This is a genomic window from Bradyrhizobium sp. INPA03-11B, assembly GCF_040446015.1.
Taxonomy (GTDB): Bacteria; Pseudomonadota; Alphaproteobacteria; order Rhizobiales; family Xanthobacteraceae; genus Bradyrhizobium; species Bradyrhizobium macuxiense_A.
Genome location: NZ_JASGSR010000019.1, coordinates 53,159 through 66,662, shown reverse-complemented (window position 1 = coordinate 66,662; position 13,504 = coordinate 53,159). Strand labels below are relative to the sequence as shown.

The following is a 13,504-nucleotide window of genomic DNA, read 5'->3' as shown; positions in this document are numbered from 1 at the left end:
CTGCGGGGCCATTTCCGCCCCGTTTCGGCCAAACTGTTCACGCGTGGTCTCCCTGCGGGGGCGCGACGCGAGGTCCGGGCTGCATATTTGGGCGGCTCCGGCTAGAATAGGGGCAATTTCGCGCCTCTGGAGCTCAGGTGAATTCGGTTCAGAATCCAGCCTATGTCACTGGCCTCGAGGCGCGCTTTGCCGCTGCCGCGCGGCACAGCCGCATGGTGCGGATCCTGCGCGTCGCGGTGCCTGCGGTCGTGGGCCTCGCGATGGCCTCGATCATCTTCGTCTCGGTCTACAATCCATTCCGCGAAATGATCCCCAAGCTCCCGGTCGAGATGGACAACCTCGTGGTGTCGGGCACCAAGATCACGATGGAATCGCCGCACATCGCCGGCTTCTCGGCCGATGGCCGGCCCTATGAGATGTGGGCCAAGGCGGCGATCCAGGACGTCACCGATCCCGACCATGTCGAGCTGAAGACGATCCGCGCCAAGGTGGCGCAACAGGATCAGTCGACGGTGACGATGGATGCGCGCACGGGCTTCTTCGACAACAAGAAGCAGCTGCTCGACCTGCGCCAGGATATCTTCCTGCAGTCGTCCACCGGCTATGAGGCCAAGCTGACGCAGGCCTTCGTCGACATCAACAAGGGCAACGTCTCGTCGGACGAGCATGTCGACGTCAAGCTGCTCGAGGGCACGCTGACATCAGATCGCCTCAGGATCTACAACAGCGGCGAGCTGGTGCGGTTCGAAGGCAATGTCGTGATGTATCTCGACAAGCTCGGCGACAACAATCCGAGTCCGCCTGCCGAGGCCGCGCCACCGCCACCTCCGCCGCCACCGAAGGCGCGCAAATCCGCCAACACGAAATGAATTTGATGATGAGACGTTTTCCGCACGGCTTCGCAATCGCGGCCTTTCTGCTCACGCTGTTTGCAGCCGGCGCTGCGTCCGCGCAGGGTTCGATGTCGGGCGTTCCCAACGCCATGCAGGGCTTCTCGCAGAATCGCGACCAGCCGATCCAGATCGAGGCTGCCGCGCTCGAGATGCGGGACAAGAAAAAGGAGGCGACCTTCTCCGGCAATGTGAAGGTTGTGCAGGGCGACACCACCATGACCTCGAAGGTGCTGGTGGTGTTCTACGAGGATAAATCGACCCAGGCGCCGGCGCCTGCGCCGGCAGCCACCAAGGGTGCCGCCGCCAAGGGCGCCGCGCCGATGCAGTCGGCAACCCCGGGCCCCGGCGGCGCGTCCTCGATCAAGCGGCTGGAGGCGAAGGGCAACGTCGTCGTCACCCAGAAGGACCAGGTCGTCACCGGCGAGACCGCGATCTTCGACACCAAGACCAACCTGATCACCATGCTCGGCGGCGGTGGCGGCCAGGTGGTGCTGACCCAGTGCCAGAATGTGCTGCGCGGCGACCGCCTGCTGGTCGACATGACCACCGGCGTCTCGCGGGTGGAATCCGACAGCGGCAAGGTGCAGGGCCTGTTCATCCAGTCGCAGGGCGGACAGAGCGGCAAGGGCGGCTGCGGCACGCCGGCCGCCCCCGGCACGGCCCCAGCGGCCCCGTCACCGCTTCAACTGCTGCCGGGTAGCAAGTCGAAATAAGCGCCGCCGGCGCGAGGATCGTCATGCCGATGCTGGTTTCGCGCGCCGCACTCGTCGCTCTCCTCGCCCTGATGGCGTGCGACACCGCGCGCGGACAGGGCACTGCGTCGGTGCCCAACGCCATGCAGGGTTTCGCGCAGAACCGCAACCAGCCGGTCAAGATCGAGGCGGCTGTGCTCGAAATGCGTGACAAGAAGAAGGAGGCGACTTTCTCCGGCAATGTGAAAGTCACTCAGGGCGACACCACCATGACCTCGAAGGTCCTGGTCGTGTTCTACGAGGACAAGTCGACCCAGCCGCCGGCGACTGCGCCGAGCTCCACCGCAGCCAAGGGCCCGCCGCCGCAATCGGCAACGCCCGGCCCCGCCGGCGCATCCTCGATCAACCGGCTGGAAGCGAAGGGCGATGTCGTCGTGACCCAGAAGGATCAGGTCGTCACCGGCACGACCGCGATCTTCGACACCAAGACCAATCTGATCACCATGCTCGGCGGCGGTGGCAGCCAGGTGGTGCTGACCCAGTGCCAGAACGTTGTGCGCGGCGATCGTCTGCTCGTGGACATGACGACCGGCGTCTCGCGCGTGGAAGCCGACAACGGCAGGGTGCAGGCCAAGGTCGTTCAGGGCCAAGACTGCGACGGCGCGCCGGCCGCGACCATCCCCGTAAGCCCCCCGTCAGCTTCCGCCAAGCCATCAAAATCAAGATGAATCAATGCATTAGATAATATTTTGCGGCCGCGAGGTTGAAGCGCGCGGGGCGAGACTGTATCTACTCCAGCGGCCCGGCCGAACGATATGCCTTCGAGGGGGAGTTGTTGGCCGGGACAGGGGCATCCATTCATTCAAGGCGCGGGTGATCGCGCTTTGCCGTGTTGTTTGAGCATAATCTCCGCGCAGAGGCGTCCGCTTTTGCCGCGAGGGAAGGCCGGTATCCAGGTTTCCGGCGCATGCTTGCGGGTACGCGTGCGAATCGATAGGTCCGCAGGCAAAGTCGCGGGATCACCGTGAAAGGCTGAAGCGAAGCGGGGATGGTGGATTTTCTCGGCATGTTCCGGCGGCGCTCTGCGAAACGCAGCTCCGGATTTGCGCGCTCGCATGACGACATCACGGCGCTCGGCGACCAGTTCGGCGAGATGCTGACGTCGCCGGTGCGTGACGCGCCGCCGATGGCGCGCGCCGCCTCGGTTCCTGCCGCCGAGCTGCCGCGATCCCAGCCCGCAGCTGCGCCCGCTCCGGCGCGGGCAAGGCCAGCCAGGAACAGCGCCCCGGCGGCGCCGCAGCTGATCAAGCGGCCGGGCTACCTGGCTGTGCATAGCGTGGAAAAGAGCTTCGGCAGCCGCCAGGTCGTGCGCGGCGTCAGCATCTATGTGCGCCGCGGCGAGGCCGTCGGCCTGCTCGGGCCGAACGGCGCCGGCAAGACCACGGTGTTCTACATGATCACGGGCCTGATCAAGGCCGATCGCGGCGCGATCGAGCTCGACGGCCACGACGTCACCAAGCTGCCGATGTATCAGCGCGCACGTCTCGGCATCGGCTATCTGCCGCAGGAAGCGTCGATCTTCCGCGGCCTGTCGGTCGAGCAGAACATCCGCGCGGTGCTCGAGGTCGTCGAGCCCTCGAAGAAGAAGCGCGAGCACGAGCTGGATTCGCTGCTCGATGAATTCAACATCACGCGTCTGCGCAAGAGCCCGTCGATCGCGCTGTCCGGCGGCGAGCGCCGCCGCGTCGAAATCGCGCGCGCGCTGGCGACGCGGCCCAATTACATGCTGCTCGACGAGCCGTTCGCCGGCATCGACCCGATCGCGGTCGGCGACATCCAGGACCTCGTCCGCCATCTCACCAACCGCGGCATCGGCGTGCTGATCACCGACCATAACGTCCGCGAGACGCTCGGCCTGACCGACCGTGCCTACATCGTCTATGCCGGTGAGATCTTGACTGAGGGAAGCCCGGAGGAGATCGTTAACGATCCCGATGTACGTCGGCTTTACCTTGGCGAGGAATTCCGCCTGTAGCGCATGATCCGCCAAAGTGTGAAGCGGTTTGGCGATAAGATCATGCGCTAATTAAAGAATCTGACGCGCGATCGGACGCAAAACCGGGCGTCCACTTTTGCTGATCGCGCTTACCCCAAATTTTGCGTCCGTCAAGCCGTGTACAAGGGCTTCGGACTAAGATAAGCAAGAATCGAGCCAACTTTTTGGAATCGATCTTGCCTCCATGGCGCTGACGCAAAGACTAGAGTTCCGCCAGTCGCAGTCGCTGGTGATGACGCCGCAGCTGATGCAGGCGATCAAGCTGCTGCAGCTGTCGAACCTGGACCTGTCGGCCTTTGTCGAGGAAGAGCTGGAGCGCAACCCGCTGCTGGAGCGGGCAGCCGACGGACCGGAACCGCCGGTCGCCGGCGAGCCGGCCATGGAGCGGCAGGACTACGGCGATTCCGATGGTTCCTCCAGCTACGGTGACGATGGCGACGGCTCCGACACGGCCGCAGGCTCGGGCGGCGAAGCCGCTTTCGAGCCTGGCCAGGAGGAGTGGCTGAACCGCGACCTCGGCACCCGCGCCGAGATCGAGCAGACGCTCGATACCGGTCTCGACAATGTGTTCTCGGAGGAGCCGGCGGAGGCGGCCGCGCGCGCCGCGCAGGACGCGCCACCCTCGGTCTATACCGAATGGGGTGGCGGCGCCTCCAGCGACGACGAATACAATCTCGAAGCCTTCGTGGCCGCCGAGCTGACGCTCGCCGATCACCTCGCCGAACAGCTCGCGGTGGCGTTCTCGGCGCCGGCGCAGCGCATGATCGGGCAGTATCTGATCGACCTGGTCGACGATGCCGGCTACCTGCCGGCCGATCTCGGCCAGGCCGCCGAACGGCTCGGTGCGTCGCAGCAAGCGGTCGACGAGGTCGTCGCCGTGCTGCAGAAATTCGATCCACCGGGTGTCTGCGCGCGAAACCTGAGCGAGTGCCTGGCGATCCAGCTGCGCGAGCTCGATCGCTACGACCCAGCGATGCAGGCGCTGGTCGAGCATCTCGATCTGCTCGCCAAGCGCGACATCGCCGGCCTGCGCAAGCTGTGCGGCGTCGACGACGAAGACATCACCGACATGATCGCCGAGATCCGCCGGCTCGATCCCAAGCCCGGCCTGAAGTTCGGCACCTCGCGGACGCAGACCATGGTGCCCGACGTCTATGTGCGTCCGGGTCCCGACGGCGGCTGGCACGTCGAGCTCAACAGCGACACTCTGCCGCGCGTTCTGGTCAACCAGACCTATTACTCTGAGCTGTCGAAGACGATCCGCAAGGACGGCGACAAGTCGTACTTCACCGACTGCCTGCAGAACGCGACCTGGCTGGTGCGCGCGCTCGATCAGCGCGCCCGCACCATCCTGAAGGTCGCGACCGAAATCGTCCGCCAGCAGGACGGATTCTTCACCTATGGCGTCGCGCACTTAAGGCCGCTGAATCTGAAGGCAGTCGCGGACGCGATCCAGATGCATGAATCGACGGTGTCGCGCGTCACCGCCAACAAATACATGGCGACCAATCGCGGCAGTTTTGAATTGAAGTATTTTTTCACCGCGTCGATCGCGTCCGCCGACGGCGGAGAGGCGCATTCGGCCGAGGCGGTGCGTCACCACATCAAGCAGCTGATCGACGGCGAGGCGCCGTCGGCGATCCTGTCCGACGACACGATCGTGGAACGTTTGCGCGCCTCGGGCATTGATATCGCCCGCCGCACCGTCGCGAAGTACCGTGAGGCGATGCGGATACCATCCTCGGTGCAGCGCCGCCGTGACAAACAGAGCATGCTCGGTAATGCCCTTTCGGCTCCTGCCTCCTCGCCCGACCGCTCGCGCGATACAGCCCCCGTTTAGGTTACTTCTTGAGGATGGCCCCGTCCGAGTACGGACAGGTCCATGCCCTCGTTGCGTTCGCGTCAAATCGCGATAGTCTCAACCTTTCCAGGTCGAGCAACGTCCAGAAAGGAAGGTAACCGGAATCCAGCAACCATCATGCTCCTGCAAGACTGACCGAGGCATCCCAGCAATTGAGGCATCAAATGACCCTTCGAATCTCGGGAAAGAGCATCAGCATCGGCGAGGCGCTTCGTGCGCGCGTCAGCGACCGCACCGACGAGGTCCTGCGAAAGTATTTTGATGGCAACTATTCCGGTCACATCACGCTGAGCAAGGATGGCTTCGGCTTCCGAACCGACTGCGCGCTGCATCTGGATTCCGGGATCACGCTGGAGGCCGAATCCAACGCCGCCGACGCCTATGCCAGCGCGGACGCCGCGCTCCTGATGATCGAGAAGCGCCTGCGCCGCTACAAGAGCCGGCTCAAGGATCGCTCCGCCCGCAAGACCTATGCCGCGACCGCTGCGCTTGCCGAATTGAACGGCGTCGGGCTCGACGCGCCAAGTTATGTCATCGAGGCGCCCGAGAACGAGGACGAGGTCACCGAATACAGCCCTGTCATCATTGCCGAGGCAACCACCGCGCTGAAGCGGCTGTCGGTCAGCGAGGCCGTGATGGAGCTCGATCTGACCGGCGCCTCCTGCCTGGTGTTCCAGCATGGCGGCAGTGGCCGGTTGAACATCATATACCGCCGTACGGACGGCAATGTCGGCTGGGTCGATCCGCCTGCGGTGAGCCCCTGAGGATAGTTGGCAGATGGCATTGACGTCGGAAGCCAGCCCTGCTTATGGTCCGCCGCCTCCAGGAACAAGGGGGGCGGAACAGGGTTCGCAGGTGTTGGCACCGCCGATACGTTGGAGTAGAAGCCCTGCCAAATGGACCCGGGCTAAGCCCGCATCCCACCTCATCTTCTTGACGCCGCCGCTGTAAAGCCTATTTCGCAACCTGACGGTCATTCACCTCGGAACGTCCCAATGCCGATTACCGATCTGGTCGCACCCGAGGCGATACTTCCGGCTTTGAAAGTCATCAGCAAGAAGCAGGCGCTGCAGGAACTCGCCGCGCGTGCTTCGGCGCTGACCGGCCAGAACGAGCGCGCGATCTTCGAGGTGCTGCTGCAGCGCGAGAAGCTCGGCACCACGGCGGTCGGCTACGGCGTCGCCATTCCGCACGGCAAGCTGCCCAAGCTGGAGAAGCTGTTCGGCTTCTTCGCCCGCCTCGAGCGCCCGATCGATTTCGAGGCGATGGACGGCCAGCCGGTCGACCTGATCTTCCTGCTGCTGGCGCCCGAAGGCGCCGGCGCCGATCATCTCAAGGCGCTGGCGCGCATCGCCCGCCTGCTGCGCGACCAGGACGTCGCCAAGAAGCTGCGCGCCTCGCGCGACGCACAGGCGATCTACTCGGTGCTCGCGCTGCCGCCGGCGAGCGCGGCGTAATCATCCGCGTCAGCGAATTCATTCGCGCAACTGTCATTCGGAAATGGTCTGTTCGTCACGCGAAGGCGCAGGCGAGCGCGCGGTCGAACACTTTCAGTCCGTAGCCCGGATGAAGCGAAGCGCAATCCGGGACTCTCACGGCTGGCGCGAATCCCGGATTTCGCTGCGCTCCATCCGGGCTACGAAGTACTGGAACGTCTCAGCAGATCGTCGGCAGCAGACGGCGGACTTCGTCGAGCAGATCCGGCACGGCCTTCTCGTCATTGGCGAGATGCCTGAGCAGCGCGCTCTGGAACAGGCCGTCGAACAGCGCATAGAGCGCGGCCGGAGACGATGCCGGCTTCTTGTTGCCGAGTTCGGCATAGCGCGTGGCGATCCGCCAGATCATCGCTTCCAGGCTCTTGTCGATCTCGAGCACGTCCTTGCGAAACGCGGGTTCGAACATCGCTTGTGAGCGCAGATCGTACCAGAGCCGGTGCATGCGCGCTTCGTCCCGCAACGTCGCCGCGAGCTTGGCGAGGAAGCCTTCGGTCAATTCGTCGCGGCTTTGCGCCGTCGTCACCACTTCGTCATAGCGCGTCACGCATTTCGCCTTGTAGTGACGGACGCAGCAGCAGATCAGATCGAGCTTGTCGCTGAAGTAGTAGTGAAACACGCCGTGCGTGAAGGCGGAGTTCTGTGCGATCTCGCGCAGGCTGGTGCGCGCGAAGCCGAGCTCGCCGAGCGTCTCCAGCGCGGCCTCCGCAAGCTCGATGCGCCGTGCGTTGAACTTCTCGTCGCGCAGCGTCTCGGTCGCCACAGCCACGCGTTGGGCCGCTCCTGTCGCTTGCCGCGCCATCCCGTGCCTTCCCTCTGTCTCTTCCGTTCAGCGACTATACCGCGGCGACCGCGGCGCGCTCCATCCCTTCACATCATCCTCTTTGACATTTGTCAAATTCAGGCTTGACAAGTGTCAAGTTCCTGGACGAGGGTTGGCGAAATAATTTGGACAACCGTCAAGACGGCTGACCAATCGATCAACAGGAGGAAATGCACCGCCAGGGGCGCGCCATGCTGCGCCCCGCCGACGCCGGCCGCGACCACCAATGCGCTTCGAATGCGCAGGCGTGCCGGCCCGCACTGCCGATCTCAGCAGCACCAGAAATCACCAAGCAAAGGGAGGACTACGTCATGAGTGGGAAGAGCCTTGAAGGCAGGAAAGCCCTGGTCACCGGCGGCGCCCGGGGGATTGGCGCAGCCATCGCGCAGGCGCTGGCGCGCTCCGGCGCCGCGGTCATGATCGGCGATATTCTGGACGATGCCGGCAAGGCCACCGCCGCCGAGATCGCCAAGGCCGGCGTCAAGACCGGCTTTGCAAAGCTCGACGTCACCGACGACGCGCAATGGGAGAGGGCCGCCGCCGCAACGGTCGAAACCCTCGGCGGCTTCGACATCCTGATCAACAATGCCGGCATCGAGATCACCTCGCTGGTCGCGGACATCAAGGCCGAGGATGCGCGCCGGATGTGCGACGTCAACATCGTCGGCACCGTGCTCGGCATGAAGCACGCCTTCCGTGCGATGCGGCCGGGCGGCGCCGCCGGCAAGGGCGGCGCGGTGGTCAACATCGCATCCGTCGCGGCGACGATCGCTTTCCCGAGCATCGCCGTCTATTCCGGCACCAAATCCGCGGTCGATCGCATGACGCGGGTCGGTGCGATGGAGGCCGGCAAGCTCGGCTATGGCGTGCGCGTCAACTGCATCTATCCCGGCCTGATCCCGACCGACATGGGCCTGCAACTCGCCAATGACATCGTGAAGATCGGCCTTGCGCCCGACGTCAATGCCGCCGTCGGCTCGGTGGTGGAGCAGACGCCGCTCGGCAAGCTCGCGGAGGTCTCCGACATCGCCGACGCCGCGGTGTTCCTGTGCTCGAACGATGCCCGCTTCATCACCGGCATCGGCCTGCCGGTCGATGGCGGCATGGGCATGTAGCAACGAAGCCGACAACAAGCATTTCGGAGGATCGCAATGAGCGAGAAGAAGCCCGTCATCGTCTATGGCGCGTCCGGCTACACCGGCCGGCTGGTCTGCGAATATCTGCGTGAGTACAACATCCCCTTCATCGCCGCCGGGCGCAGCGCCGACAAGCTCAACGCCGCGATGAAGTCGAACGTGGCCGGCATCGAGACCGCCGACTATGAGGTGGTGACGGTGCCGCATACCGTCTCGGCGCTCACCGAATTGTTCAAGGGCGCCTCGGTGGTGCTCAACACCGTGGGCCCGTTTGCCAAGTTCGGCGTCGAGGTGGTGCAGGCTTGCCTTGCTGCCAAGTGCCACTACACCGACACGACCGGCGAGCAGGACTGGCTGATCACGCTCGAGCAGGAGTTCGGCGCGAAGTTCGGCAACGCCGGCCTGCTGCTGGCGCCGGGCATCGCGCAGATGTACACCACCGGCGAGATCGCCGCGCAGCTGTGCCTGGAGACGCCCGGCCTCGACACGCTCGATATCGCAGTGTTCTGGGGCGGCAGCCCGACCATCGCCTCGACGCAGACCATCCTGGTCAACGCCGCGATGGCCAAGGCCTACTACCTCGAGCAGAACAAGTACGTCGAGCATCAGCCCGATGCCGGCCTCTACAACCTCGCAATCCCCGGCCAGCACGAGCTGGCGCTGGCGCTGCCCTGGGGCGGCACCTCGCACCCGGTGTGGTTCAAGCGCGATCCGCGCGTGGCCAACGTGAAGGTGCTGGGCGGCGTGTTCAACCGCGCGCTGATGCTGGGCGTGCCGCAGATCGTCGCCGCCGCGCTGGAGGCGACCAAGGACATGAAGCCCGACGAGCGCTACGCCGCGCTGGCGCAGACCGCGGCCGGCGTGATGAACAGCATGCCGCCGCGCGAGAATCCGCGCGTCAACAAGTCGCTGGATTCGGTGTATGCCTCCGGCCCGCTGGGGCGCGCGCACTGCGTCATCTATGGCAACAGCAACTACAAGCAGACCGGCATGCTGCAGGCCTTTGCCGCGGCGTACCTGCTGCAGCAGTCGCCCAAGCGCGTGGGCTTCGCCTCCGGCTGCCAGGCGTTCGGCCATCACGAACTGCTCGGGCAGCTGCGCAGCTTCGGCCTGGTCGGCAAGCCGGTCCTGACCGTGCACGACTAAGCTTGAGCCCCGATCGGATCGGGGCTCAACACTCCGCTCCCTGAAGCGTTTTCGTCAAGCGGACTGGTATCTGCCCTGCTCGAAAACGCACTATCCGCGGGTGGCGCAGTCGCGCGTCACCCGCGCCTCTTGCGAGACCCGCCATGCGCTTCATCGACTATCTCGACAAGGGCGCCTCGCTCGGTGCCGACGCGCCGTGCCTCACCATGGATGGCCGCGACCTCAGCTATGGCGAGGTGCAGCGGCTGAGCTACCGGATCGCGCGCGGGCTCGAGCGCTCGGGCATCGCGCCCGGCGACAAGGTCGCGATCCTGTCCGGTAACGATCCGCTCGCCTTCGCCTGCGTGTTCGGCATCTCGCGTGCTGCCGCCGTGTGGTGCCCGATCAATCCGCGCAACGAGGCGGCCGAGAACAAGTTCATCCTCGACCAGTTCGATTGCAACCTGCTGCTGTTTCATTCCAGCTTCGCGCCGATGGTCGAGGCCGTCAGGCCGGACCTGCCGAAGCTGCGCGCGCTGGTCTGTCTCGATACCGAATTGCCGTTCGCGCCGTCATTCGACCGTTGGCTCTCCGGGCTCGCTGACGATCACTATCAACGCGACACGATCGACGACCTCGCGATGATTCCCGGTACCGGCGGCACCACCGGCAAGCCGAAGGGCGTGATGCTGTCGGGGCGCAACATCGAGGCGATGACCGCGCTGACCCTGATGGGCTACCCGTTCAAGGGTCGTCCGGTCTATCTCGCGCTGGCGCCGCTCACGCATGCCGCCGGCGTGTTGTGTGTCCCGATCATGACGCTCGGCGGCCGCGTCGTGATCATGCACCACCCTGATATCGGCGAGTTCCTGGCGCTGATCGAGCGCTACCGCGTCACTCATACCTTCCTGCCGCCGACCGTGATCTACATGCTGCTCGATCATCCCGGGCTCGACGCGGCCGATCGCAGCTCATTGCAGTGCTTCTGGTATGGCGCTGCGCCGATCTCGGCGACGCGTCTCGCGGAAGCATTGCAGCGGATCGGGCCGATGGCGCAGCTGTTCGGCCAGACCGAGGCGCCGATGATGATCTCGATGATGCCGCCCGCCGATCACTACAATCCGGATGGCAGCATCGCGATGGAGCGGCTTGCGTCGGCCGGGCGGATCGGTCCGCTGGTGCAGGCCGGCATCATGGATGGCGACGGCAAGCTGTTGCCGGCGGGATCGCGCGGCGAGATCGTGGTGCGCGGCTCGCTCGTCATGGAAGGCTACTACAAGAACCCGGAGGCCACGCGCGAAGCATCACTGCATGGCTGGCACCACACCGGCGACATCGGCTACATCGATAGCGATGGCTACCTCTATATCGTCGATCGCGCCAAGGATATGATCATCACCGGCGGCTTCAACGTCTATTCGATCGAGGTCGAGAACGCGTTGCGCGCCCATGAGGCGGTGCAGGATTGCGCTGTGATCGGATTGCCCGACGACAAATGGGGCGAGCGCATCGTCGCCGTGGTGCAGCCGCGCGTCGGCCACACCGTCGATGCGATTGCGCTGACCGCATTCGTCAAGCAGCAGATCGGCAGCATCAAGACGCCGAAGCAGATCGAGGTCTGGGACGATCTTCCACGCTCCAAGGTCGGCAAGGTGCTGAAGCCGGACATCCGCGCGCGACTGACCTGAGCGTTCGATCAGTTGGCGTAAGCCACAGACCAAGGTCGAATTTACCGGGCGGACCGAAGGGCTAGATTTCGGTCTGCAAGACCGTGTCACAAGGGATGTCGTACTCCCGCGATGGCGATCGGTTGGGCCGCTCGCGATCCAAGGACCGGCTTCCCGGGGCCCTGCATGGGCGCGACCCGCGCATTGGCGACGCCGCCCCAACCAAACTGGCAATCGGGCATCGATAGCATCGTCCACCGCCCTGGACGGTGGCGCAACGCATTCCAGAAGGCCGAATATGTCGGCCAGGGAGATGCACATGACGACATTGGACATTGCAGTCACCCCACTGCCGGAAGCCGAGCATCAGGCGCAATTGCGTCGCGCATTGATCGCCAGCACGGTGGGCACCACCATCGAATGGTACGACTTCCTGCTTTACAGCACGGTGACCGGGCTCGTGTTCGGCAAGCTGTTTTTCCCGAAGTCCGATCCTCTTGTCGGCGTGCTGGAGGCGTTCGCGATCTACACGGTGGGCTTCATCGCGCGGCCGATCGGTGCCGCGATCTTCGGCCATTATGGCGATCGCATCGGCCGCAAGGCCACGCTGATCGCAACGTTGCTGCTGACCGGACTTGCCACTGCGGCCGTCGGCCTCGTCCCCACCTATGACCAGATCGGCATCTGGGGTGCGGTGATCCTGACCGTCATCCGTTTCATCCAGGGCGTTGGCGTCGGCGGCGAGTGGGGCGGCTCGGTGCTGCTCTCGATGGAGTGGGCGCGCACCAACCAGCATCGCGGCTTCATCACCTCATGGCCGCAGCTCGGCGGTCCCGCCGGACTGTTGCTCGCGAACATAGCGGTGCTGGTGTTCAGCCGTCTGTCCGGCGATCAATTCCTGGTTTGGGGCTGGCGCATCCCGTTCCTGCTCAGCCTCGTGATGATCGCCATCGGGCTCTACATCCGGCTCGGCATCATGGAGACGCCGACGTTCCGCCGGATCGTGGCCGAGAACCGTGTCGCACGGGTCCCGGTGATCGAGGTGATCAAGCGTCAGCCGCGCTCGATCATCCTCTCGGCGCTGGCGCGAATGGTCGAACAGGCGCCGGCCTATATCTATCTGGCTTTTGTCTTCGCCTACGGCACCCAGGTGATCCATCAGGACCGCGACTTCCTGCTGGTCTGCTTGATCTGCGCCGGCACCATCGAGCTCTTCACCATCCCGCTGGCCGGGCACCTGTCGGATCGCGTCGGGCGCAAGCGCCTCTACACGATCGGCGCGGTCCTGACCGGGCTGTTCGGCTTTGCGTATTTCGCCATGCTGAACACCGGCACGCCGTGGTTGATCTTCATCGCCATCGTGCTGTCATTCGTACCGCACGCCTTGACGTATGGACCGCAGGCGGCCCTGATTGCCGAGTGCTTCACGCCGCGGCTGCGCTACAGCGGCTGCTCGATCGGCTACCAGCTCTCCTCGGTGATATCAGGCGGACCGGCGCCGCTGATCGCCACCGCGCTGCTCGCGGCCACCGGGTCAGGTTATGCGATCGCGCTCTACATTCTGTTCTGCGCGGTCGTCAGCATTGCCGCGACCGCTATGATGCCCGACTACACCAACAAGGACATTTCCGAGGAGCACGACAGACCTTGATCGAATGATCCGTGACCGACGGATGGAACGCGGCCGGCGCCTATTGACAAGCGAGCACCGGGGAAGACGATGGGCGCATCGTTGCGCATGCGACCCTACGGATTCAC

The 13,504-nt window shown here is 64.7% G+C and carries 12 protein-coding genes; 11 read left to right on the top strand and 1 reads right to left on the bottom strand.

The features are described from left to right. The first annotated feature begins 137 nt into the window (after positions 1–137). From lptC to ptsN, 7 genes are all read left to right on the top strand, one after another. Entirely contained in the window at positions 138–869 is a 732-nt protein-coding gene (lptC, locus tag QMZ05_RS10545) for an LPS export ABC transporter periplasmic protein LptC (protein ID WP_074131722.1), read from the top strand. Positions 870–877: 8 nt separating this feature from the next. Beyond that, positions 878–1,606 carry an LptA/OstA family protein gene (locus tag QMZ05_RS10540; protein WP_353700722.1) on the top strand — a complete coding sequence of 243 codons (729 nt, stop codon included), beginning with the start codon at positions 878–880 and terminating at the stop codon, positions 1,604–1,606. 71 nt (positions 1,607–1,677) lie between these two features. Beyond that, entirely contained in the window at positions 1,678–2,313 is a 636-nt protein-coding gene (locus tag QMZ05_RS10535) for an LptA/OstA family protein (protein ID WP_353700721.1), read from the top strand. A gap of 320 nt (positions 2,314–2,633) precedes the next feature. After that, complete coding sequence (lptB, locus tag QMZ05_RS10530; protein ID WP_074131723.1) at positions 2,634–3,620, top strand: LPS export ABC transporter ATP-binding protein; 987 nt, start codon at positions 2,634–2,636, stop codon at positions 3,618–3,620. Between the two features lie 205 nt (positions 3,621–3,825). Further along, positions 3,826–5,481, top strand: a complete 1,656-nt coding sequence (rpoN, locus tag QMZ05_RS10525) for an RNA polymerase factor sigma-54 (protein WP_353700693.1) — start codon at positions 3,826–3,828, stop codon at positions 5,479–5,481. A gap of 185 nt (positions 5,482–5,666) precedes the next feature. Continuing rightward, positions 5,667–6,266 (top strand): ribosome-associated translation inhibitor RaiA, encoded by a 600-nt coding sequence (gene raiA / locus QMZ05_RS10520; protein ID WP_353700692.1) that lies wholly within the window; start codon positions 5,667–5,669, stop codon positions 6,264–6,266. Positions 6,267–6,497: 231 nt separating this feature from the next. Beyond that, entirely contained in the window at positions 6,498–6,959 is a 462-nt protein-coding gene (gene ptsN / locus QMZ05_RS10515) for a PTS IIA-like nitrogen regulatory protein PtsN (RefSeq protein WP_016843543.1), read from the top strand. Between the two features lie 199 nt (positions 6,960–7,158). On the opposite strand, the gene QMZ05_RS10510 is transcribed toward ptsN, so the two are convergent. Beyond that, positions 7,159–7,764, bottom strand: a complete 606-nt coding sequence (locus tag QMZ05_RS10510; protein WP_353700691.1) for a TetR/AcrR family transcriptional regulator — start codon at positions 7,762–7,764, stop codon at positions 7,159–7,161. A 365-nt stretch (positions 7,765–8,129) separates the two neighbouring features. Here QMZ05_RS10510 and QMZ05_RS10505 point away from each other — a divergent pair, with 365 nt between their 5' ends. The 4 genes from QMZ05_RS10505 to QMZ05_RS10490 all read left to right on the top strand — a co-directional run bounded on the left by QMZ05_RS10505 (position 8,130) and on the right by QMZ05_RS10490 (position 13,397). Next, positions 8,130–8,933: an SDR family oxidoreductase gene (locus tag QMZ05_RS10505; RefSeq protein ID WP_050424116.1), complete on the top strand. Its 804-nt coding sequence runs from the start codon at positions 8,130–8,132 to the stop codon at positions 8,931–8,933. Between the two features lie 36 nt (positions 8,934–8,969). Beyond that, positions 8,970–10,100, top strand: a complete 1,131-nt coding sequence (locus tag QMZ05_RS10500; protein ID WP_353700690.1) for a DUF5938 domain-containing protein — start codon at positions 8,970–8,972, stop codon at positions 10,098–10,100. Between the two features lie 143 nt (positions 10,101–10,243). After that, positions 10,244–11,767, top strand: coding sequence for an AMP-binding protein (locus QMZ05_RS10495; RefSeq protein ID WP_353700689.1), 1,524 nt, complete (start codon positions 10,244–10,246; stop codon positions 11,765–11,767). A 298-nt stretch (positions 11,768–12,065) separates the two neighbouring features. Continuing rightward, positions 12,066–13,397, top strand: a complete 1,332-nt coding sequence (locus QMZ05_RS10490; RefSeq protein WP_353700688.1) for an MFS transporter — start codon at positions 12,066–12,068, stop codon at positions 13,395–13,397. The last annotated feature ends 107 nt before the right edge of the window (positions 13,398–13,504 follow it).

Excerpts from the sequence above, each read along its gene's own strand:
- QMZ05_RS10540 (WP_353700722.1), top strand. The coding sequence starts at position 878 with ATGAGACGTTTTCCGCACGGCTTCGCAATCGCGGCCTTTCTGCTCACG.
- QMZ05_RS10535 (WP_353700721.1), top strand. The coding sequence starts at position 1,678 with ATGGCGTGCGACACCGCGCGCGGACAGGGCACTGCGTCGGTGCCCAAC.
- lptB (WP_074131723.1), top strand. The coding sequence starts at position 2,634 with ATGGTGGATTTTCTCGGCATGTTCCGGCGGCGCTCTGCGAAACGCAGC.
- rpoN (WP_353700693.1), top strand. The coding sequence starts at position 3,826 with ATGGCGCTGACGCAAAGACTAGAGTTCCGCCAGTCGCAGTCGCTGGTG.
- raiA (WP_353700692.1), top strand. The coding sequence starts at position 5,667 with ATGACCCTTCGAATCTCGGGAAAGAGCATCAGCATCGGCGAGGCGCTT.
- ptsN (WP_016843543.1), top strand. The coding sequence starts at position 6,498 with ATGCCGATTACCGATCTGGTCGCACCCGAGGCGATACTTCCGGCTTTG.
- QMZ05_RS10505 (WP_050424116.1), top strand. The coding sequence starts at position 8,130 with ATGAGTGGGAAGAGCCTTGAAGGCAGGAAAGCCCTGGTCACCGGCGGC.
- QMZ05_RS10500 (WP_353700690.1), top strand. The coding sequence starts at position 8,970 with ATGAGCGAGAAGAAGCCCGTCATCGTCTATGGCGCGTCCGGCTACACC.
- QMZ05_RS10495 (WP_353700689.1), top strand. The coding sequence starts at position 10,244 with ATGCGCTTCATCGACTATCTCGACAAGGGCGCCTCGCTCGGTGCCGAC.
- QMZ05_RS10490 (WP_353700688.1), top strand. The coding sequence starts at position 12,066 with ATGACGACATTGGACATTGCAGTCACCCCACTGCCGGAAGCCGAGCAT.